Consider the following 21,279-nt stretch of genomic DNA (forward strand, 5'->3'; position numbering starts at 1 on the left):
TCAAATACTCTTATCCTTAAGTAGTTATATTCATTAGGTGATTTTTTCTATAATTTGTTGTGCTAAGTGATCAGTTGGCATGGCAGCATCAAGCCAATTAATGTATACCTCATCCTTCTCCATCTTCCTGAAAAAGGTATTTTGTCGTTTAGCGTATTGACAGATGGCTATCCCCAATCTCAGCTTTAATTCATCATAGCTAAGTTGTCCATTAAGATAGTTTACAATAAAATTATATTCTAAACCATAGTAAACCAACATTTCTTTTGATACACCGCTGGCTATTAGGGATTTTACTTCTTCGATCATTCCGTTTTCAAGGCGGTATTCAAGTCTGGATAAAATTTTCGCCCTCGTATTTTCTACCTGATTTTTTAATCCAAAAACAATTGGTTTAATTATTGGCCAATTTTGATCCTCTACGTGATGATATTTTAAGAACTCAGCTATTTCAATTGCCCTGATTAATCTTTTTTTAGAGGATTTATCTACGTGTGTTACTTGCTCAATTGGGTATGCATTTAGTTTAAGGATTAACTGATCTTTCTCAAGTAAATCTAACACTTCCCTTAGATGCATATTGACCGGAACAGCAGTATATTTTTGATTTTGTAATAAACTATGAATGTACATGCCTGTTCCGCCACATAAAATGGGTAATTTATTCCGATGAACGATGGAATCAAAGGCAGCATAAAAATCGTTCTTGAATGCATCAACATGATAACGGTCTCCCGGATCTAAAATATCGATCAGATGATATGGAATGGTTCTATTGTTTATGTCATACTCATCAAGATCTTTCCCAGTGCCAATATCCATTTTTCTAAAAATCTGGCGGCTATCTGCACTGATAATTTCACCATTCAGTTTATCGGCAAGCTGTACCGCAAGTTTCGTTTTACCAGAGGCTGTTGCCCCTAAAATAATGATTAAATTGTAATCTGCCATTTTAAAAACTCAGAATAAATTTGAAACTTCCGGTATTAAAGGTTATCAGATTATTTCCATGAACCTCCTGATCTTTGTTTAGTTTGCGATTTAAATTTTCGTCCAGTAAGAATTGTTGAGGTTCAAGAATACCGGTTAATGCAAAACCAAGTGTTAGATAAGCTTCTCCCCCAGACCAATCCCTATCCGCATAAGTCATTAAATCATTGGGTTTTTGAAGCAAATAAAACTGTTTAATTAACTTACTTAAACCTCCGGTAACAGTATAACCCGCTTTTACCGCAAACCTAATTAACTCTGCCGACTTATAATTTTCAGTGTGATTCATTTTTCTTAATGCAGAAAAGGTAGCCACAGCAACTAACTGTTCACCCTCAAATAAGCCGAGTTTATGCCGGCTGTTAACTGCACCTTGCAAATGATTTTCGTCAATAAACTGATCAGCCACTGGTTTTGCTATTTTATCAACTTTGGTTTTTCGCCCATGAATCCGGATATTTAATCCCAATAGTGATTTAATTCTGGCCAATACCTGCAAGGATCTGGTGCACCAGATATCTTCCCAAAGGTGAATAAGCTTAATTTCTGAATGATCATATTTCTGCTGCAAATGAAGAAAATCAGCCGGTTGATACGGATGATTAATATTAGCCAGGTGAATCATCATCTTACCTTTAGCAAGAGACAGTATCCTAAAGCCGTTCTCTAAAAAAAAATGGCATTCAATTCCAGAATCCTCTAATTTGGATCTTAATTGATCATGCCAGTCTATATTTTTAAAAAGATTTAAGTGATTCAATGATGCCTAAAATAATTACAAGCAGTAATTGCCTGCAACAAATTTAGCCATTCAATCATTAAATCCACTCTTTTTCTTTAAAGTTCGTATGAATAATTTCTATGAAGGTTTGTATTTCACTTAATGTCTGATCGTCTAAACTGGAGATTTGAAATCCAACCTTCTCATCATCAAAATGATTTAAACCTGGTGTATTAACCGTAAACTCTTCCGCATTCAGCTTAACTTCTACAGTATCTCCGTTGATATAAATTCCGATAAAAAAGCGTTCTGTAATTTTCCCTTCAGGTGTTTCAATATTTTTTTCGCTGTAGAGATCATACCCGGTTTCAGAGTTTTCATGAACGGTATAGCCTCGTGTTGCATAAGGTTGTACTCCTGCCCTAATCGTTTGAAATATTTCTACAAGGTCTGTTTTCATAATCGTATCTAATTTAAAAATAAACACGTTCAGACCATTATTGTTTAATTTATTCTTCCTGCCACCAATTAGTATCAGGTAAATAATGGTCTAACCGGATGGTTTCTCCAAGCCTTGGCGTTACCAAATGTAATTCCTTTTCTTTTGCTGCTTTAACTACCCTATTAATTGGTTCATTCCAGGGATGCATAGACAAACTAAATTTACCCCAATGTACTGGCATTAAAACTTTTGCCTTTAAATCAATCGCAGCCTTTACAGTTTCTTCAGGAAACATGTGAATATAAGGCCAATAAGCATCATATTGCCCACACTCTAAAATTGCCAAATCAAATGGACCATAGGCTTTACCGATTTCTAAAAAGTGTGTATCATAACCAGAATCGCCACCAAGAAATAACCTGGATTGGGAAGTTTCCAACACAAATGCAGACCATAGGGTTTGGTTACGTTTAAACTTTCTTCCTGTAAAATGTCTGGCTGGCACGGCTGTAAACTTTAAGTGTTCAGATAATGAAACGGTTTCATTCCAGCAAAGTTCATTAATCTGATCTTTAGGTATCCCCCATCTTTCCAAATGTGCACCCACACCAATGGAAGTAACGATTTTTTTTATGTGAGGTTTAATGCTTAAAATTGTTTGATAATCCATATGATCGTAATGATCATGCGTGATCAGCAAAACATCTATATTTTTAAATTGTGCAGCGTTAACAAAGTCTGTCCCCGGAAAAGCTTTACTCCCAATAAATGAAAAAGGTGATGGCACTTTACTAAATACCGGATCTACCAAAATACGAAGATTATCAACCTTGATCAGATAAGAGGAATGTCCGAACCAAATGATTTCAGGTGAAGAATTTTCAGGTACGGCATCAAGAGCAGGCTCAACAAATTTCAAGGCAGTTTTTGGTATTTTATTTGGATGATTTTCGAAAAAGAATGCCTTTAAAATGGTGAAAAAACTAACACCCTCAGGTTGCATAGGCGTAGGTGAAAAGTTTTGGATTGCGCCATTACGATAGTTGGGCAAATGACGAATTTTATTTAGCCTAAAACCGCTGGGCAAACTTCCGAATACTGGTAAATTAACAACAATTAAAACCAATGCGGTAATGGCTATAATAATACAAAGGATGATCATGTTCAGTAATTAATCCGTAAATGTAGGAATTGCCTAAAGGATTATGTACAACAAGTTAATTGTTAGATGCTTTTTCACTTTATTCTTACAAATCACAAACAGCCAGTAATCGGTTTCGTCAAATTAGTTCTTATTAAGGCTTCCAGGCGATATTTCATATTTCTTTTTGAAGGCAGTAATAAAATGTTGCGCATTCTTATAACCTACCAGAAAAGCAACTTCATTTACTGTTTTCTTTTCCTGAAGGAGCAGGTAATGTGCTTTTTCCATCCTTAATTTATATAAATAACCAAATACAGTGTAACCTGTAAGTGCTTTAAAACCTTTTTTTAGCTTAAAATCATTAATTCCAGCCTGACGCGATAATTCAATAAGTGAACTCGGTCGCTGTAAATTATTCTCTACCAGCTGCTTCGCCAGCATAATTTTCCTCACATCATCTTCTTTGAGAAATAAAGATGGAGCATTCTTTTTATGCAAGTAAAAAATGATCAATTCAAATATTTTCGATTCCAAAAAGATTCTTTTCATCCGGCCCTGATACCTGTGATTACTTAAGTTTTTTAACCATAACTTCATTTCAGGGGTAATTCCATCCTGCTCAAATTTGGTTAAATGCGTAAATGCACTATTGGTAATTTGCTTAAAATAGGATGCTGTTAATTGTATATAAATGTATGTCACATTTTTTACTACATTAATTACTACAGGTTCTGACTGAGCAATTGATATGTATTGCTTGTTTTGGTGTAGAGATAATAAATGATTCGTTTTAGAAGCATCATATAAATCCATTTTTCCCTTTAGGCAAAAAAAGAAACCAATATGTTCAATTGATGATTCATAATAAAAATCTACTTCCTTTGAAGCAGCTATTTCTACTGCATTAATGTGAATCCCATCAAACCATGTTTCATTCCAAAGAATTTGATAATGTTCTTCCTGAATCTCATAATTAGTTTCCTCTACATCTGCAATGGTATGAAAATTATATGGGTAGTTATGATGAAGAATTGTATTACAGGTGAGATACTCGGAGACATTTATTTTCATTTAGTAAATTTTTATTAGTTGCAATGCCAGCGATTTCAGCATATGGCATTCAGCTTTCATACGCTAATTTTAATCCGCTTAACGGCATTAATTATCCGCTTAACGTTATCTATACTTTGTGATTATCTACAAATTTGCATAATTATTTATAATTAGTCTAAATAAATGAAAATATATTTATTACTTGCTTTGGTTTTTTACGGATCTATCTCTTTAGCACAACACGTTAAAGTAGATACTACCATAGCAAATGATTTAAAAGATGTGGTAGTAACCGGCCAATACGCACCACAGTCACTAAAAAATTCAGTTTACAAGGTGAGAACCATCAGTGCAGAAAAAATTAGGTTGCGAGGTGCTGTAAATATTCAACAGGTTTTAAGCACCGAACTGGGTTTTAGATTTAGTAACGATTTAACCCTTGGCACTACAGATGTGACCATTATGGGGATGAGCGGTAGAAATGTTAAGGTCTTATTAGATGGCGTTCCAATGATAGATAGATCTGATACCAGAGAAAGTTTAAATCAGATTGACATCAACACCATTGAGCGGATAGAAATTGTTGAAGGTCCCATGTCAGTTGTATATGGATCTGATGCTTTAGCCGGAGTAATCAATATTATCACAAAAGGAATAGGAAAATCACATTTAAATGTTACCGCAAGAGTTCAGGAAGAAACAGTAGGGAAAGAATATAGTTCATTTTCTGGCAAAGGTAATCACATTCAAAACATCGGCTTAAGCTGGCAAAACAAAGGCTGGAGTGCTCTGGCTGGTGTAACACACAATGATTTTGGCGGCTGGAATATTAAACCAAGCACCACTTCCAGAGATATTGTAGATCAGGATCTGGCTAGCGGAAACCGTTGGAAACCAAAAGAACAATGGCTGGCCAATACAAAAATCGGCTACCACAATGAAAACTTCAATATCTGGTATAGATTAGATGGTTTACAAGAAGAAATTATTAGTCGTGGTGGAATGAACCCATTAAATTATATAGCGGAATGGCAAACATATAAAACTTTACGGTACACCAATCAATTACAATCTGAATTGAAAATAACACCTTCCTTTCAAATTAATGCAATTGCCGGCTATTCTGATTTAAAAAGATTAACCAAAACCATTAACCACAATTTTAGTACCGGAGCAGATCTATTAAGTACAGAACAAGGTAAACAAGATACAGCAAAATTCAATTCGACCATATTCAGAGCTACGGCTCAATATATGTTGAATGATCAAGTATCGTTTCAGCCAGGTGTTGAATACAATAGAGATGCAGCCAGTGGACAAAGAATTAAGGGTACGCCTGTGATTAATGATTATGCTTTCTTTATATCTTCAGAAATTAAACCCGCAAATGGTATTAATATCAGGCCGGGCTTAAGGATCATCAAAAACTCCGTTTACACTGCGCCACCGCTTATTCCATCATTAAATACCAAGTTTGCTATAGGCCAAAAATTTGATTTAAGGTTAGCTTATGCCAGAGGATTCAGGGCTCCGGCCTTAAGGGAGCTATATTACGATTTTGTAGATGCCAGTCATAATATTATCGGCAATCAAGATTTAAAAGCAGAAGAATCAAACAGCTTTAATGGTTCACTCACCTGGGCTGGTGCAGATATTAATACATTTCAATTTCGTAGTTCTTTTGCAGCTTTCTATAACCTGTTTAAAAACCGGATCACCTTTGCACAATCCGCTCAGAATTTATCAATGACCACCTTATTTAATTTAGCAAAGTATAAAACCACAGGCTTTACGCTAGAAAATACTATTCATTATCAAAACATCAATGCAACTATTGGTGCATCCTATATCGGACGTTATAATGAAGAATTGCAAAATGACCCAAACTTAAACATTCCTGAATTTTCGTGGTCGCCCGAAATTACGGCAACCATTCTTTACAATTTCCCTAAAATAAAAGGAAATGTGAGTCTGTTTTATAAATACACAGGCAAAATGCCAGGCTACCAAAACAGCGGGGCTAGTGCTACAGATTATAAATTGGTCGAAATTGGAGATTTTAGTTTAGCTGATTTAATGCTGAACAAAAGTCTTTACAAATACTTCACCATTAATGCAGGTGTAAAAAATCTGTTTAATGTTACCCAACTCACCAATACCTCAACAGCATCAGGCGGTGCCCATAGTACAGGCGGTGGTGCGGTGCCCTATAGCTATGGTCGCTCTTATGTACTCGGAATAACTTTTAACTGGAACAAATAATAAAAACAAAAAATGATGAATAAACTTCACTCTATGATTGCTATCGCCGTTTTGGCGATCACCTTTACTGCTTGTAAAAAAGATAATGATGAACCTATAATTGTTGTACCACCATCAGATGGAAGTACGCTAACCTTAAGTGGTAAAACTACTGAATCAAATTATACAAACGTTGTATATGCTGATTTAAGTACAGATAAATCAACGCCTGTTAACAGAAAAAGTTGGGCTTTAGGATTTTATAATGGTGCTGATTTTAAAGTAGTCCTCAATCAATCCTTTCAAGCTTTAGCAAAAGTTATTAATAAAACTGATATTAATGCGGTGACTTTGGATGATGCAAAAGCCTCTATAATTTATAACATCAGTTTTCAATCATCAACATTAACCAATGCAGTTAGTTTGGTTGATAGTTATGATGGAAACTTAAATCGCACGGCAATAGCTACAGTATCTGCAACCGATAGTGAAAACAAAGTGTATATTATAGGTTTGAACGGAACTTATACAGAACCGAATCTTTATAAAGTGAGGGTATTGAGAAATGGCACAACTGGCTATACGCTACAATATGCTAAAGTTCAGGAAACTACTTTTAAAACTGTAAACATTTCAAAAAATGCCGATTTTAATTTAACGTTTGTATCACTAGGAAATAATAATGATGGCGTTGTAGTTAGCGCAGAACCTAAAAAAACAGAGTGGGATTTTCATTGGAGTTACAGTACCTATAGATCTGTAGCTGGTAACTCAGAATCCAATCCATATTTTTATCAGGATTTTATTACAACCAATAACTTAGGTGGTGTAAGCGCACTTCAATTTGAAGAAACAACCTCAGTAACGTATACAACTTTTGCCGAAACCAATCTAAGTGGATTAACATTTTTAACTTCAAGAGATGTTATCGGGAGCAACTGGAGAGTAACAACAGGTACAGGAATCGTTAAAAAATATTTCTATTTAATAAAAGACAGTGCCGGTAACATTTACAAATTAAGATTTGTGAGCATGGGCGTTGGCAGCGATGGCGGCGAACGCGGCAAACCGGTAATTGAATATAAATTGGTAAAAAAAGGATAGTAACCTAAAAAATATGTTTTGTTAGTTGGATAGATGCTCCCCGCGATGGGGAGCTTTATCTTTTTACAGGCTTTGCTGTTATACCAAATTTTATAGCTTTACAAAAAGATTAAATGATGATAATAGAAAATACTTACTTTGACGGAAACGTTAAATCTCTCGGCTACGAAACTACAGAAGGGAAATCAACTATAGGAATTATAAATCCTGGCGAATATGAATTTGGTACCGCAGACAAAGAAATCATGCATATTGTTGAAGGAAAATTATCAGCATTATTGCCCAATCAAACCGAATGGCAGCATTTTGAAGCACAAAACAGTTTTGAAGTTCCAGCCAACTCCAGGTTTAAAGTTAAAACAGAAGTACCTACAGCTTATCTGTGCCAGTACCGCTAATTAAAGTTTATAAAACAAAAAACCTATCACGTCTTAAAAAGACCTGATAGGTTTATATTTAAGTTTTGAAGAAACTACTTCTTCCCTACTACCACTTCGGTAAAATCTTCTTTATTAAAATATTTAATGGCTAAAGCACGAATCTCTTCAGCCGTTATTGATTTTACTTTTTTAATGTAGTTTTCATAATAATCATAACCCAAGCCAAATAAATGAATGTTTTTGAACTTATCTGCATGAGAAAAAACATTTTCCAAACTGCCCAGCATCGATCCGAGCATGTAATTTTTAACCAAGGTTAATTCTTCCTCTCTAACCAAGTCATTTTTAAGCAATTCAATCTCCTTATAAATTTCAGTTAAGGCATCAGCGCAAACCTCAGCACCAACTTCAGTTGCAATAAAAAGATAACCTGCATCTTGTAAGGATGATATGCCAGAACCAATGCCGTAAGTATAACCTTTATCTTCACGAATATTATTCATCAGGCGTGAGCCGAAATAGCCACCCAAAACAGTATTTAGAATCTGAAGTCCAGGAAAATCATCATGAGTACGATTAATGGCCAGCTTACCTATTCTAATGGCAGATTGCAAAGCATCCGGACGATCTTTATAAATAGTTGTTCGTGGCAGCAAGCTAAAGTTAAATTTATTTTTTACCGCTTTACCCAATTCCCAATTACGGCCAAATTGCTCATTCAGCAAATGAAAACTCGCCTCTTCAAACTTGCCAGAAACTACAATGGTACAATTATCAGGAGCATAAGCAGATTTAAAGTAATTTACTAAATCTTCGCGTTTTAATTCATCATAGTGCTTGGCCTGAATATCTACCCCATAAGCCGTATCACCAAATAGCGCATGCGCAAACTCTTTCCGGGCAAGAATATCATTTTTTTGAAGATTTACCTGCAGTTTCTGCTTTTGATTTTGAACGTAAATATCAATCTCCGCCTGAGGAAACTGACTATCAGCCAATACATTTTTCACAATCGGTAATACCGATGCCAGGTGCTTGTTTAAAGTATAAAGCGTAACCGTAGAATGATCCTGAACATACTCTGTTTGAAAGAATGCACCATAAAAATCAATTTGTTCTGCAATATCTTTTGCCGATAATTTACTGGTACCATTATTTAGCATGGCGCTAACGGCAATGGCTTGTAAAGGTTTCTCTACATTCCAGTTCACATTATTAAATATGAACTCAATGCGCACTAAATCTTGTTCACCAGAGTAAACGGTGTAAACGGGAATTTGATTATCTAAAGCCTGTTGAGTAGGCTGAATAAAATTAATTGTATATACCTGCTTAAAATCAGGTGCTAATTGTCTGTTAAGCATGTTTTTCAGTTAAATAATACAAGGTTGATGATTTTTCTCTACCAAAAGTTTCATTTGAGATCCTTTTAATATCTTCTGCAGTTACTTTTAAAAACTCTCCAGCTTCCTGGTTTAATAATTCGGCATTGCCCAACAGTTCATAATAAGCCAAATTCATCGCCTTATCTAATAAACTCATTTCAGAAAATACCAATACAGATTCTACCTTATTTTTAACTTTCATTAATTCCTTATCAGTAACAACTTCAGCTTTAAGCTTGTCTAACTCTGCCCAAATGGCTTTTTCAGCAGTTTCAATCGTTACACCTTCTACCAGTTTGCCCTCTACTATAAATAATCCGGCATCCAGGCTACTTGATATATAAGCATTGATATCACTAAATAACTTTTGTTCCTTTAAAAGGCTGTTGTATAAACGAGAAGATTGTCCGCGTGACAAAATATCCGAAAGCAAATCAAACGCATAATAATCTGCATTTAATCTCCCTGGCATTTTAAAAGCCATATAAATGGCATTCAAAGGTACGTTAGCTTTTACCGTTTCACTTCTCGATTCAGTTTGAAGATCTTCCTGTATCAAATCCCTAACATACTTATCTCCTGCCGGAATAGGTTCAAACCATTTTTCGGCCATTTCTTTAACATCTGCTGTTTTTACATTTCCGCCAACCACCAAAATGGCATTCTGCGGGGTGTAATGTTTCTTAAAAAAAGCTTTCACATCATCCATCGTTGCATTTTCAATGTGCGAAAGTTCTTTTCCTATGGTTGCCCAACGATAAGCATGTTTTTGATAAGCTAAAGGGCGCAGCTTTAACCATACATCGCCATAAGGTTGGTTTAAATAACGTTGTTTAAACTCCTCGCTAACCACATTTCTTTGGGTTTCAAGGCTTTTTTCAGAAAACGCAAGGCTCAGCATCCGATCGCTTTCTAACCAAAAGGCAGTTTCGATATTTTCTGCAGGCAAAGTGATGTAATAATTGGTAATATCATTACTGGTGAAGGCATTATTTTCACCACCCACCCTTTGCAAAGGTTCATCATAATTAGGAATATTCACTGATCCGCCAAACATTAAATGCTCGAATAAGTGCGCAAATCCAGTTTTTTCAGGCTCCTCATCACGGGCACCCACATCATATAAAATATTTAAAACCGCCATCGGTGTGGTTGGATCTTCATGAACCAAAACCTTTAATCCGTTGGCAAGTGTAAAACGATTAAAATCTACCATAAGCAACAAAGATAACTGAATTGTTGAATTGCTAAATTCTTTGATTATTTAAACAGCAAATTGATTAATATTTTTTTTATGTCTTCTGTTTATTCATGTTAATATTGTTTGTAATTTTTTTATTACGTTTAATTATTTTACTTTTATGAAAAATTTAAACCAAACAATATGCTTACTTATGTCATAATATCCCTAATATTAATTGCAATAAGTCTTTTCCTAATCAATTATAAAAGAGATAGTCCCTGGCGTAAAGACAACAATCAAACAGTAAGTTTTATAATCTCGCTCATTTCTACTTTTACAGGATTATTTATTGCCTTAGCCGTAAATACTTTTCTGGATAACATTAATAAAAAGAATAACTTAATTAAACTATTAAATACCACCAATTTGGCTATAGAAAACTGCCAGATGAAAACGAAAGGAATGTATTTAAATACTTCGAATGCCGGAGTTCCTTTGATTGAAATTTTAAAGAAAACACCTGTTACATTGCCTAAATTATACCCACAACTTGAAACGAATAATTTGGTTAATGATTATTTTACACCAAATGCTTTTCAGGCTTATATTGTTTGTATAGATAACATGGAAACCTTTGTTAAAAACCTTGGCAATGACGAACAAACCAACAACGGTACTAAAATTGAAATCCTAAACAGTTATTTAAAATATTTAGAATTCGCTAAAAGTATTAACAATTTAGAGATTGAAAGACTTGGCGGAAGCCTAACAGAAAAACAAGAAACCGATTCTTTAAAAACAATAGTTAACCAATTTACAACCTCAAAATAACATGAAAAATATAATTTTAGTTTGCTTATTAGCCTTTAGTTTAATAGCATGTAATACCGCAACAAAGAACGAAGAAAAAATTGATTTCACTAAATCTTATGAAACTGCCGCACTGGCACTTACCGATGCCAAATTAAATTATGATGCAGCCGTGGCCAGTAATGATACCGCAAGAATAGCAGCCGCAAAAGTACAGTTAGAAACTGCCAAAACCACTTACTTAAAAAGTAAAACCTATTATACCGCAAATGGTGGTATAGTAAAAACAGAAGATGAGCAATTGCTTGCTAAAACAAATACAGCTTTAGGTAAACCTGTTAATGATACAACTACTGTAGCCACCCAGACAACAGCAGAAACCAATAAACCATTAAGTAATTTAGAACAAACGCCAGTAGCTGTTGCAGCCAAAAAGCTTTTAGATAGTAGTAAACTTAATGCCAACAAAAAAATAAAACAAGTTTCGAGCGCGATAACAACTGGAGAAAATACGATTAAAAATGTTTCAGATGCAGTTGCCACTGGTCAAAATACAGTTAAAAGTAATGTAGCAAAGGCCAATCAAAGTTTAACAAAGGCTAGCGACAGCACAAAAAAGCGTTTAGAAGAATTAAAAAAACAAGGAAGCGATTTGCGAAACTTGTTTAAACGTAATGCAGATACAAACTAAAATAAATGAGGGATGCCTTGTTTTTTTTATAAAACTGTGATTATACTGCTACTTATTTCGAGTATTTTTGCTTTATGAATACAGCCGATTTACTGCAACGGGCCCTACATTTTGATTTTTTAACACAAGAAGAAGGTGTATACTTATACCACCATGCTGACACAGCATCTTTGATGTTTGTGGCAAATGAATTAAGGAAAATTCAGGTGCCGAGTGGTAAGGTAACCTGGCAGATAGATAGAAATGTAAACACCACCAATGTTTGTATTGCCAATTGTAAATTCTGTAACTTTTTCAGAAGACCCGGTCATGATGAAAGTTACATCACAGATATTGAAACTTATAAAGTAAAAATTGAAGAAACTTTCCGTTTAGGAGGCGATCAGTTATTACTTCAGGGTGGCCACCACCCAGATTTAGGTTTAAATTTTTATGCAGATTTATTTAGAAAGCTTAAAGAGCTCTATCCCGATTTAAAACTTCATGCCCTTGGCCCGCCAGAAATTGCCCACGTAGCAAAATTAGAAGGCATTAGCCATACCGAAGTTTTAAAAGCATTAAAGGATGCCGGAATGGATTCCCTTCCGGGTGCAGGTGCAGAAATCCTGAACGATAGGGTTCGCCGTTTAATCTCTAAAGGGAAATGTGGTGGCCAGGAATGGCTTGATGTTATGCGGGCTTGTCATCAGTTGGATATTACTACATCAGCAACCATGATGTTTGGCCATGTAGAAACCATTGAAGAACGTTTTGAACACCTGGTTTGGATTCGTCAGGTACAAAGTGAAAAACCAGCCGATGCAAATGGTTTTCTAGCCTTTATTCCATGGCCTTTTCAAGATGATGGTACTTTACTAAAAAGATTACGCGGCATAAGCAATAACGTAACTGCCGATGAATATATCAGAATGATAGCCTTAAGCAGAATCATGTTGCCAAATATTAAAAACATTCAGGCCAGTTGGTTAACTGTTGGTAAAACAACCGCACAACTTTGTTTACACGCTGGCGCAAATGATTTTGGTTCCATTATGATCGAAGAAAATGTGGTTTCGGCAGCAGGCGCACCACACCGCTTTACCGCAAACGGCATTCAGCAATCTATTAAAGCAGCAGGCTTTGAGCCACAACTCCGCGGCCAGAAATACAACTACCGCGATTTACCCGAACATTTAGAAGAGCAGGTAATTACTTATTAAATACCTTCCCCACCCTATAAGGTTTTCAAAACCTTATAGGGTTATGATAAATCCGGTAACTATATTTTTTACTCATCCACAGTAATTTGTAGTACCTTAAAATGCGCTTCGCATAGGCTTTTCGCCAAATCCAAAAAACCTTCTGTAAGGTCTACAAATTTAAATACAGATTTAATTTCAATATCTTGATCAGCCTGAAAACCAGTTTGACAATAATTTTCTATTATTATTTTTAGCAGCTGTTCATTTTCTGTACAACCAAAAAAATGTTGCAGCGTACTTTTAGCAAAACACGCACACAAATAAAGCAAGTGTTTTAAGTTGTAGCTTTCGGCCTTATAATCCATAAAAACGTAAATGAGCCCCAGACAGGTTTGCTCTATAACATGGTGCAGTAAAAAAAGGCAAATTTCTTGCTGGCAGTTATCCATAGCCTGCGCAGCTGCTATTAAAAAGCCATTGGCCATTTCCATACGTTTGTGCCAATATACAATGGCCCTCCCCAATTGCTTTTTTGTGTTTAAAAGTTTAGGCTGTTGAACATACTTAAACCCAGGTGCCCCATAGCATAACTCGCCCTGACTTAGTACCCTCATAAAAAAACCATTAGGCTGGTTATATTTTTTCAACAGCATTTCCTGCTCATGAACAACTATCACCACTTTAAGCTCCGCACCAAGTTCATCAATAAATTGCTGAACTTTTTTTGATGTAACCACAGCGTTTTCCGTAATCATTAAAAGGTAATAAATACATTGCTCTTGCAACACATGCGCACTAAAAACACTTTGAAGTTCTTCTTGTTGTGTTAATTTAGCAAAGCAATAAATTTGCTCAGGGGCAAATTGCTGTCCAAGTACATTAATTAGCTGAATTAAAGCAGTATTATAATCTGCTTCAGGGGTGAATATATTTACATTCATGGCTTAAATTGTTTAATAACAAGCCAAAATTACCCATGCCTGCTACCGTAAAGAACCATAAGCAGTTGTTTAATACAACCTATGCCTTTGTATCTCACTCAAAGCCCTATCTGCACTGGTGGTACCTTTCACATGAAAAAAAAGAGCGATAAAAAACGATCTCACTCAGAAAAATCGTCATTCTAACCGTAGTGGAAAAATCTTTGAACCTTGCATCCAACAAACATTAACTTACCAAGTTTCAAAGGCCATTTCAGGTAGAAGAACTTCGTCAGTTTTTATAGAAAGTTTACGTTATCCGCCTAACGAGGATGAATTAGAATAGCAATTTAATCGCCATCGTAAACAACAACTGATTTGGGCATAGCGCCTGCAATTGTATAAAAACCTATAAGGTCTTAAAGACCTTATAGGTTTAGAAAGCGCAACAACAAACCGCTGTTTTTTACAACTACCTTAATACCCTTACAATTCAAAAAATTAAATATATTTGGCTATGGAAACTGCTGAAAAAACCAACCGCACACATTTAGGTAGAAAAATTAGTCGCATCCGCGAATTACGCGGCATGAAACAAGAAGCACTCGCCATTGAACTGGGCATTAGCCAGCAAGCCATTAGCAAATTAGAACAAAGCGCCGAAATTGAAGATTCTACTTTAGAGAAAGTGGCGAAGGTTTTAGGTGTAAGTGCCGAAGCGATTAAAAGTTACACTGATGATATGGTCATCAACTATATAAATAACTTTAATGATAGCAGTATCAATCATGGCCCATTGAACAATTATAACTGTACATTTAATCCGCTGGATGAATTAATAAAGTCGCTTAATGCTAATAAAGAATTGTACGAAAGGTTGTTGGCAAGTGAAAGAGAGAAAGTTGAAATATTGAAGAATAAATAAAGAAATTAAATATAAAAAGTAAAAGCCCGATCAGAAATGATTGGGCTTTTTAGCATTATTTGGTGATCAAATTGATTAGTAGTCTGAAAATGTCAAGCAGTAGATCTTAAATTTGAAATAAATTATTACTTCCATTGATTTTACAAGTGAGTTTTTTCATTAAATAGTTGTAAAAGGAATATTTAAAGAGCTAAGCTTATTAGCAATATACTTACCATTAATACATTCAATAGTATTATTTACAATTCCTATACAACTATTGCCAAATAGTAAAGGGCCTCCACTGATTCCTCGAACTCTAGATCCGACAGATTTAATTGAATAAATGTTATCCATTATGTTGCCTACTGCAAAATTTGCATTATATTTAATAACACCGCCATCCTTTTAGCATTTAGTGATCCAGTTATAATCACTTTATCTTGCTAATCCTGGAAATCCCAAAAATCCTGTTTAAAAAAAAGAGACAGAACTTCGTTCTGCCTCTCTACCTCAACCTAAACATTACCTAATCAATAATGTAAATGTTTTTATTACGCTAGTTTCTTACCAGTTTTAATAAATAAGTTCGCAATTTTCTTCACATCAGAACCAGTTAAGAATTCGTCAAAACTTTCTGCTGCCTGAGATTGCGTTACCGCAGTACCATTAATGCCTGTGATTTGAACACCAGCCTGAGTAGTGTTTTGCTCTCCTGCATAAACAGCATCAGCAGCAGAAACACCAGTATCGTTACCATTTGCAGTATATGCAATCCAAGGTTTTAAGCCCGATGCTCCAGTAACATTTGCGGCAACCATTTGGCGTAAATGTGCGGCGTGGCGAGCCTCTACCGAGTGAATTTGCAATGCTGTAGTTAATACTGGCATACCTTTTAAAATTGGTGCCTGCCCTTTATAAGCCCTCACACCAGTATCTTCAAAAGCTGTAGCAACTTTTAAGAAAGTTTGGTAGTTAGTATCAACATCAGCGAATGTACCACCTGCTGTAAAATCAAAATCAGCATATACATATTGATCTGAACCTGTAATACCCAATGCACCTTTTAACAAATCTACGTGTGCACGTTCGTGGTTACGGATGGTGGTAATGGCCTGTCTTGCCGGTCCATCAGGAATGTATGTAGAATTTGCAAGTGTTAATGCATGGTTATAATAGTTCCATTCCAGGTATTCTAATGCTAATGCAAAACCTAAAACTTCATTTACCGAAGCTGGATTAGTTTGGCCATATGCTTTTTTAAACAAACCGCCTAAAGCTAATGGTACTGCTGCCATAGAAATTTTCTTTCCAACGTTGAAAAAATCTCTCATTGCACTGCGTCTCGGGCTTAATCTTTCATAGATCTCACCATCAACTTTTTCTATTTCGTCTAATATATTTAAGATATTCATGATTGCTGAGTTTTAAGGATTAAAGGTTAATTGCGTTAATTTTTGTTTTGATGTATTTTCCGGCAGCGGCTAACACCTTATCTGGTGTAAGTGCCCCATCTAATCCTTTGGAATTATCTGCACCTAAAGCACTTAAAGAACTTAAATCTGCAAATGTTCCGTTAGAAATAATGTCCCTGATGTAAGCTGCGTGACGAGCCTCTACAGAAACAATTTTACCTGCTGCTACCAAATAAGCATCTGTTGTAATACGTACACCAGCACCATTATATGCGGCTACACCTAAATCTTCAAATGTCATTGCTGCACCTAAAACACTGCTTGCACTTGTAAAATCAATAGAAGAAAAATCTACCTCTAAACTCCCGATTGCCGCAGTACTTAATACATTTTTAAAAAACTCTCTGTGTGCAATTTCATGGAATTGAATGTCTTGGAAGTAAGCTTTTTGTGCAGTGGTGAATGATGATGGTGGTGCAGATGCCACTTTAACATAAAATGCAGCTTCTAGTTGTTCTAAGGCATAAGCGTAATTTAAAACACCAATTTCATTCTTAAAATCTAAAGTTGCGCCAGTCATCACGTTCTCTACGCCACGGTCTTTTCTACAACCAGCAGCAACTAATGCAATACCAGCTGCACTTGCTCCTGCGTACTGAAGAAAAGATCTTCTGCCTAGTGAGCCTTTAAATAAACTTTCATCCTGAAGTTCACTTTTTGTTTCTAGTTCATTGTTTTTCATAGTCATCTATGTTTTAGGTTTTTGAATTCGTTTGATGATACATACGTGACAATTAATCGGATGGTTTTTTCTTTTACACTTTTTTTTATTAAGTGATTTTTAATACATTCACCAACCTATAAATATGATTACACTAAAAGCCATTATTGTTGATGATGAAGAGTTTGCACGTTCATCCTTATTTTTTCTGTTGCAACAAAATTGCCCGCAGGTAGAAATTACTGGTATTGCAAAATCTGTAAACGAAGCAAAAGAGATTTTAGCCCATCATCCCATCAATTTAATTTTTCTGGATATCGCAATGCCAGGCAGCAATGGTTTCGAACTTATTCCCGATGCGCAAAAACACCAGGCAGCTGTAATCTTTACCACCGCATATGATCAGTATGCCCTAAAGGCCATTAAAGCAAATGCGTTAGATTATCTTTTAAAACCAATTGATATTGATGAGTTAAAAACGGCAGTAGATAAAGTTTCCGAACACCTTAAACGCTATCAGTACCAAAATGAAAGTGATGAACGCATAGTAAATCTGGCATCAAGCCTCAATACTAAATCGGAGATTAGGAAGTTAACCCTACCCTACGGACAAGGCTTTAAAATGATTGATGTAGATGATATTATTTATATTGAGGCTGACAGCAATTATTCTGTTGTTCACTTTGCAGATCAGGATAAAATAACCGTTTCAAAAGTACTAAGGGAATTTGAAGAACTTCTTCCCTCCGATCAGTTTGTACGTGTACATAAATCCAGTATTATTAACCTCAACCACTTAAAAGAATACAATTCAAAAAACGGATTACAGGTTTTCTTGAAAAATGGAGAGAGCATTAATATATCACGACGTAGAGCGAGTGATTTTTTTGAGAAAATTAAACTTTTTATCAAAGCCGGCAGTGACCATTAATTTCGTCTCAACCATATTAAAAACATATCAGATGATCAAGAAAATGCAGATTTTTCATCATTACCGGTTCATCTGTGCGCTGCTATTTTTGCTTTTTCTACTACCTGCTGATCTATTTTCTCAAACCACTTACCTCCCCCATTACACCTCAAAAAACGGCCTGGCTAGCAATAACTGCTATTACATTTTACAAGATAAAAAAGGCTTTATCTGGATTGCCACCGATAATGGTTTAAGTCGATTTGATGGTACGAATTTCCAAAATTTTACCATTGAGGATGGATTGCCTGACACCCAGATCCTTCAAATGAAAGAAGATAAGAGTGGCCGGATATGGTTCTTTGCATTAAATGGTCAATTAAGCTATTTAAAAGATGGTAAGTTTTACAATAAAGATAACAATCAGCTACTCAAAAAATTAAATTTCAATACCGTAATCACTTCATTTCTAATAGATAAATCGGGTAGAATCTGGCTGGGCACCAATTCTAATTTAATTGTTTGCTGGGATGGAAAAATGATCAGAAAATATGTTTCTCCAAATCCTGAAGATAAGTTCATAAATGCCTTTATCCATGAAGATGAGAAGGGAAACATTTTAGCATACAGCGATTTAAGCGTTCAAAAATTTAAAGGCAAAACGTTTTCAATAGTTAAATCTGGGGTAAGGCCAATTTCTTATATGACGGCAACCAGCCTGCCCAATCAGTCACTCCTTTACCTGGATCAAAAAGGGCTGAAAGAATATAAATCAGGAAAAATAAATGACCTGATTTCTATCCCGCAAAATTTAATCAAAAACATGTCTGGCTATTTTTATTATGATCAGACACTTAAAGAAGTTTGGCTGGCCAATGCGAATGGAACCTTTGCCCTAAATAAAAGCGGAAAAACAGTTCAGTACCTTCAAGATATTTCGGTAAACCAGGTGATGAAAGATAGCAACCAGAATATGTGGTTTGCAACCAGCACCGGAATTTACATGCTGCCAAACATTAATAACAGGCTTTCTATTATTGATGCAGAATCAGGATTAAGCAGCAATGTAATCAAAAGCATTACCAAAGATGGAAAAAACCGTTTGTGGCTCGGTACAGATGATGCCGTAATTGATATTTTAAATATCCATAATTATCAGCTCCTCGAAGTGGGTTTAGATGATTTTAAGAAGTACAAAACCATTAAACAACTGGCCTTTGATCCTAAAAACGAATCCATTTATTTCGCTTCTGATTATGGAATGGGGGTTTTTAAAGACATTTATAAAAACACCGATCATGTAAGTTACCTCAAAGAGGCTAACAATTCTATGTTCGTGATTAAACACTTTAGTTTAAGCGGAAATAACAATCACCTGGCATTGGCTTTATCTTCTGGCGTTGTTTTTTTATCAGATAAGATGAAAAAATTTGAATTCAATTCCCTTAAGTACCGGGAGAAAGAAGATTTTTTTAAAGACAGATCTTACCATGTTTTTTATGATAAAAATGGAAATTTATGGTTCTCTAATATCAATGGCTTATCCGAATTTTCGAATGGGCGTTTGATTAAGCATTATGAAAAAGAAAATCTGTTAACCAAACGCATCAATGATATTCAACAACTGGCTGATGGCACCCTCATTCTGGCGACTGATGGCTATGGTTTAATTTTTTATAAGGATAGTAAAATTACCAGGCAGATTACCCAGGAAGATGGATTAACCAATAACGTTTGCACCAAACTTTTCATCAAGAACAATGAAATTTGGGTACTCACCAATAAAGGGGTGAATAAAATTACCAACTACCCTAAAACACAAAGCGTAACCAATTTTGATTATGGCAAAGAGTTGCTTAGTGATGATATTAACAGCCTGTTTATAGATGATAGTACGGCTTATTTCGCCACCAACAAAGGGTTAATTTTATTTAAGTATAACAATAAAAACATCACTAAAAATTTGCCAAAGGTTTACGTAACGTCTATCATTAAAGATAACGAGCGTTTACCTGTTAACCAGGGTAACTTCACTTTTGAAACAGGCACCAATACCATTTTATTTACTTTTAGCGCGGTAGATTTTACCACGAGCGATATTACCTACCGCTATCGCTTAAATGAAAATGCGGCATGGGTAGAAACCCGTACCAGAAGGCTGGATTTTTCTTCGCTACAATCTGGCGATTACGTTTTTGAGGTTAGTGCCAAAAATCAAAACGGAAATTGGGGGCAGCCTGCAAAAATTTCGTTTACCATTAAAAAGTATTTCTGGCAAAGCTTATGGTTTCTTTCTATCCTAATCTTATTGGTAGCCTACATTTTCTATAAAGTAGCCGTTTATATTACCCGTAAACAGAAAGATAAAGAACAAGCCCAATTGCTGCTTAAAAATAAAGTGTTAATGTTAGAGCAACAGGCTTTACAAGCCATGATGAACCCGCATTTTGTGTTTAATGTAATGAATTCAATCCAGCATTACATCAATACGCAAAATACAGCATCGGCCAATAAGGTTTTAACAGGTTTTGCACGCCTCATTAGAAAGAATTTGGAAATATGTACCAAAAGCTATATTTCACTGGATGAGGAATTGGAATACCTTAATCTTTACCTTAAACTAGAGAAAAACCGATTCGGAGATAAACTTCAATATACCATTTCAATTGATGAAGATATTGATCTGGAAGAAACTTTTATCCCATCAATGCTCCTTCAGCCATATGTTGAAAATGCCATCTGGCATGGAATTATGCCAAAAGAAACTCAGGGATTGATTCAGATTAACATTAAATTACTGGATGCCGCTTACCTCAACATCGAAATTATAGATGATGGAATTGGCATAGAAAATTCATTAAAGAACAAAAGAGACGATCACATTAGTAAAGGAATGCAACTTACCAGAGAGCGATTAAATCTTTTAGGTCAGATTGAAGCAAAACCTATACATTTAAATGTGAGTCAAAATGCTACAAATGGTACAACAGTTTCCATTTCTGTACCGTTAAAATAAAAAATTTACCGTTTACTCAATTTTTAATACCACTCACTAAATAGAACTTTAGTAGAACCCGTTTTAGC

At 35.3% G+C, this 21,279-nt stretch carries 19 protein-coding genes; 9 read left to right on the top strand and 10 right to left on the bottom strand.

Translation table 11 applies throughout. The features are described 5' to 3' along the window. Positions 1-33: 33 nt before the first annotated feature. From miaA to AN34_RS08485, 5 genes are all read right to left on the bottom strand, one after another. Complete coding sequence (gene miaA, locus AN34_RS08465; protein ID WP_029284267.1) at positions 34-951, bottom strand: tRNA (adenosine(37)-N6)-dimethylallyltransferase MiaA; 918 nt, start codon at positions 949-951, stop codon at positions 34-36. A gap of 1 nt (position 952) precedes the next feature. Further along, positions 953-1,618: a hypothetical protein gene (locus AN34_RS08470; RefSeq protein ID WP_157263258.1), complete on the bottom strand. Its 666-nt coding sequence runs from the start codon at positions 1,616-1,618 to the stop codon at positions 953-955. A 190-nt stretch (positions 1,619-1,808) separates the two neighbouring features. Then, positions 1,809-2,171, bottom strand: a complete 363-nt coding sequence (locus AN34_RS08475) for a hypothetical protein (RefSeq protein ID WP_029284271.1) — start codon at positions 2,169-2,171, stop codon at positions 1,809-1,811. A gap of 49 nt (positions 2,172-2,220) precedes the next feature. Then, entirely contained in the window at positions 2,221-3,315 is a 1,095-nt protein-coding gene (locus tag AN34_RS08480) for an MBL fold metallo-hydrolase (protein WP_029284273.1), read from the bottom strand. Between the two features lie 123 nt (positions 3,316-3,438). Further along, the gene (locus AN34_RS08485) at positions 3,439-4,368 is read right to left on the bottom strand and encodes a helix-turn-helix transcriptional regulator (RefSeq protein ID WP_051666343.1); all 930 of its coding nucleotides are present in this window, start codon (positions 4,366-4,368) and stop codon (positions 3,439-3,441) included. 165 nt (positions 4,369-4,533) lie between these two features. Between AN34_RS08485 and AN34_RS08490 the strand changes: the two genes are divergently transcribed. From AN34_RS08490 to AN34_RS08500, 3 genes are all read left to right on the top strand, one after another. Then, on the top strand, positions 4,534-6,612 hold the full coding sequence (locus AN34_RS08490) for a TonB-dependent siderophore receptor (RefSeq protein ID WP_029284276.1): 2,079 nt from the start codon (positions 4,534-4,536) through the stop codon (positions 6,610-6,612). Between the two features lie 12 nt (positions 6,613-6,624). Then, positions 6,625-7,695, top strand: a complete 1,071-nt coding sequence (locus AN34_RS08495; RefSeq protein ID WP_082468351.1) for an HmuY family protein — start codon at positions 6,625-6,627, stop codon at positions 7,693-7,695. Between the two features lie 116 nt (positions 7,696-7,811). Then, the gene (locus AN34_RS08500; protein WP_029284280.1) at positions 7,812-8,093 is read left to right on the top strand and encodes a pyrimidine/purine nucleoside phosphorylase; all 282 of its coding nucleotides are present in this window, start codon (positions 7,812-7,814) and stop codon (positions 8,091-8,093) included. A 74-nt stretch (positions 8,094-8,167) separates the two neighbouring features. Here AN34_RS08500 and AN34_RS08505 read toward each other — a convergent pair whose 3' ends face one another. Both AN34_RS08505 and AN34_RS08510 read right to left on the bottom strand, forming a co-directional pair. Further along, positions 8,168-9,439, bottom strand: coding sequence for a pitrilysin family protein (locus tag AN34_RS08505; protein ID WP_029284282.1), 1,272 nt, complete (start codon positions 9,437-9,439; stop codon positions 8,168-8,170). Continuing rightward, positions 9,432-10,676 (bottom strand): pitrilysin family protein, encoded by a 1,245-nt coding sequence (locus AN34_RS08510; RefSeq protein WP_029284284.1) that lies wholly within the window; start codon positions 10,674-10,676, stop codon positions 9,432-9,434. The genes AN34_RS08505 and AN34_RS08510 overlap by 8 nt, the downstream gene beginning before the upstream one ends. Before the next feature lie 168 nt (positions 10,677-10,844). Here AN34_RS08510 and AN34_RS08515 point away from each other — a divergent pair, with 168 nt between their 5' ends. The 3 genes from AN34_RS08515 (at position 10,845) to mqnC (ending at position 13,343) form a co-directional block, all read left to right on the top strand. Continuing rightward, positions 10,845-11,474, top strand: a complete 630-nt coding sequence (locus AN34_RS08515) for a hypothetical protein (RefSeq protein ID WP_029284286.1) — start codon at positions 10,845-10,847, stop codon at positions 11,472-11,474. Position 11,475: 1 nt separating this feature from the next. Next, positions 11,476-12,144, top strand: a complete 669-nt coding sequence (locus AN34_RS08520; RefSeq protein WP_029284288.1) for a hypothetical protein — start codon at positions 11,476-11,478, stop codon at positions 12,142-12,144. Between the two features lie 74 nt (positions 12,145-12,218). Further along, positions 12,219-13,343, top strand: a complete 1,125-nt coding sequence (gene mqnC, locus AN34_RS08525; RefSeq protein WP_029284290.1) for a cyclic dehypoxanthinyl futalosine synthase — start codon at positions 12,219-12,221, stop codon at positions 13,341-13,343. 68 nt (positions 13,344-13,411) lie between these two features. Here mqnC and AN34_RS08530 read toward each other — a convergent pair whose 3' ends face one another. Continuing rightward, positions 13,412-14,266, bottom strand: coding sequence for a hypothetical protein (locus AN34_RS08530; RefSeq protein ID WP_029284292.1), 855 nt, complete (start codon positions 14,264-14,266; stop codon positions 13,412-13,414). A gap of 496 nt (positions 14,267-14,762) precedes the next feature. Between AN34_RS08530 and AN34_RS08535 the strand changes: the two genes are divergently transcribed. Next, the gene (locus AN34_RS08535; RefSeq protein ID WP_029284294.1) at positions 14,763-15,170 is read left to right on the top strand and encodes a helix-turn-helix domain-containing protein; all 408 of its coding nucleotides are present in this window, start codon (positions 14,763-14,765) and stop codon (positions 15,168-15,170) included. A gap of 533 nt (positions 15,171-15,703) precedes the next feature. Here AN34_RS08535 and AN34_RS08540 read toward each other — a convergent pair. Continuing rightward, positions 15,704-16,564, bottom strand: a complete 861-nt coding sequence (locus AN34_RS08540) for a ferritin-like domain-containing protein (protein ID WP_029284295.1) — start codon at positions 16,562-16,564, stop codon at positions 15,704-15,706. A 19-nt stretch (positions 16,565-16,583) separates the two neighbouring features. Then, a complete protein-coding gene (locus AN34_RS08545; protein ID WP_029284298.1) occupies positions 16,584-17,306 on the bottom strand; it encodes a ferritin-like domain-containing protein in 723 nt (240 codons plus the stop codon). 124 nt (positions 17,307-17,430) lie between these two features. Between AN34_RS08545 and AN34_RS08550 the strand changes: the two genes are divergently transcribed. Both AN34_RS08550 and AN34_RS08555 read left to right on the top strand, forming a co-directional pair. Continuing rightward, positions 17,431-18,216, top strand: coding sequence for a LytTR family DNA-binding domain-containing protein (locus tag AN34_RS08550; RefSeq protein WP_029284300.1), 786 nt, complete (start codon positions 17,431-17,433; stop codon positions 18,214-18,216). A gap of 31 nt (positions 18,217-18,247) precedes the next feature. Next, complete coding sequence (locus tag AN34_RS08555) at positions 18,248-21,211, top strand: sensor histidine kinase (protein WP_029284302.1); 2,964 nt, start codon at positions 18,248-18,250, stop codon at positions 21,209-21,211. Positions 21,212-21,279 lie beyond the last annotated feature (68 nt).

Origin of the sequence: Pedobacter sp. R20-19 (genome assembly GCF_000708265.2) — a bacterium.
Taxonomy (GTDB): domain Bacteria; phylum Bacteroidota; class Bacteroidia; order Sphingobacteriales; family Sphingobacteriaceae; genus Pedobacter.

Bases quoted from the DNA above. Each gene is read 5' to 3' on its own strand.
- AN34_RS08500 (WP_029284280.1), top strand. From the start codon at position 7,812: ATGATAATAGAAAATACTTACTTTGACGGAAACGTTAAATCTCTCGGC.
- AN34_RS08495 (WP_082468351.1), top strand. From the start codon at position 6,625: ATGATGAATAAACTTCACTCTATGATTGCTATCGCCGTTTTGGCGATC.
- AN34_RS08520 (WP_029284288.1), top strand. From the start codon at position 11,476: ATGAAAAATATAATTTTAGTTTGCTTATTAGCCTTTAGTTTAATAGCA.
- AN34_RS08470 (WP_157263258.1), bottom strand. From the start codon at position 1,618: ATGATGATTCACCTGGCTAATATTAATCATCCGTATCAACCGGCTGAT.
- mqnC (WP_029284290.1), top strand. From the start codon at position 12,219: ATGAATACAGCCGATTTACTGCAACGGGCCCTACATTTTGATTTTTTA.
- AN34_RS08510 (WP_029284284.1), bottom strand. From the start codon at position 10,676: ATGGTAGATTTTAATCGTTTTACACTTGCCAACGGATTAAAGGTTTTG.
- AN34_RS08535 (WP_029284294.1), top strand. From the start codon at position 14,763: ATGGAAACTGCTGAAAAAACCAACCGCACACATTTAGGTAGAAAAATT.
- AN34_RS08530 (WP_029284292.1), bottom strand. From the start codon at position 14,266: ATGAATGTAAATATATTCACCCCTGAAGCAGATTATAATACTGCTTTA.
- AN34_RS08515 (WP_029284286.1), top strand. From the start codon at position 10,845: ATGCTTACTTATGTCATAATATCCCTAATATTAATTGCAATAAGTCTT.
- AN34_RS08480 (WP_029284273.1), bottom strand. From the start codon at position 3,315: ATGATCATCCTTTGTATTATTATAGCCATTACCGCATTGGTTTTAATT.
- miaA (WP_029284267.1), bottom strand. From the start codon at position 951: ATGGCAGATTACAATTTAATCATTATTTTAGGGGCAACAGCCTCTGGT.
- AN34_RS08490 (WP_029284276.1), top strand. From the start codon at position 4,534: ATGAAAATATATTTATTACTTGCTTTGGTTTTTTACGGATCTATCTCT.
- AN34_RS08485 (WP_051666343.1), bottom strand. From the start codon at position 4,368: ATGAAAATAAATGTCTCCGAGTATCTCACCTGTAATACAATTCTTCAT.
- AN34_RS08555 (WP_029284302.1), top strand. From the start codon at position 18,248: ATGATCAAGAAAATGCAGATTTTTCATCATTACCGGTTCATCTGTGCG.
- AN34_RS08540 (WP_029284295.1), bottom strand. From the start codon at position 16,564: ATGAATATCTTAAATATATTAGACGAAATAGAAAAAGTTGATGGTGAG.
- AN34_RS08475 (WP_029284271.1), bottom strand. From the start codon at position 2,171: ATGAAAACAGACCTTGTAGAAATATTTCAAACGATTAGGGCAGGAGTA.
- AN34_RS08545 (WP_029284298.1), bottom strand. From the start codon at position 17,306: ATGAAAAACAATGAACTAGAAACAAAAAGTGAACTTCAGGATGAAAGT.
- AN34_RS08550 (WP_029284300.1), top strand. From the start codon at position 17,431: ATGATTACACTAAAAGCCATTATTGTTGATGATGAAGAGTTTGCACGT.
- AN34_RS08505 (WP_029284282.1), bottom strand. From the start codon at position 9,439: ATGCTTAACAGACAATTAGCACCTGATTTTAAGCAGGTATATACAATT.